Source organism: Acinetobacter sp. AS167, from assembly GCF_037152175.1.
In the GTDB taxonomy this organism is placed as follows: Bacteria; Pseudomonadota; Gammaproteobacteria; order Pseudomonadales; family Moraxellaceae; genus Acinetobacter.
On sequence record NZ_JBBCMP010000040.1, the window covers coordinates 1 to 340 of the forward strand.

1 protein-coding gene is annotated in these 340 nt (G+C 48.5%); it reads left to right on the plus strand.

Features of this window, described 5'->3' with window-relative positions; all coding sequences use genetic code 11:
* A partial coding sequence (locus WFN33_RS20260; RefSeq protein WP_336954832.1) for a beta-ketoacyl synthase N-terminal-like domain-containing protein occupies positions 1-340 on the plus strand: 340 nt, incomplete at both ends.

Below are 340 nucleotides of genomic sequence, written 5' to 3' on the forward strand. Positions count from 1 at the left end.
TCGTTATGCCGGTGGTCTTGCGCCAATACGTGCAGATGATCTCGGTGCTATTCCAATTCAAGCATTGATACAACGTAATCCAACAGTAGATTGGCAACAAGTCGATGATGTGATTTATGGCTGTGCCAATCAGGCCGGTGAAGACAATCGTAATGTCGGGCGTATGTCAGCATTATTGGCAGGCTTACCTTATCAAGTGCCAGCCACTACAGTGAACCGTTTATGTGGATCATCACTGGATGCGATTGCCATGGCAGCTCGCGCCATCAAAGCCAACGAAGCTGATTTAATCATTGCCGGTGGTGTAGAAAGTATGAGCCGTGCGCCCTATGTGATGGGT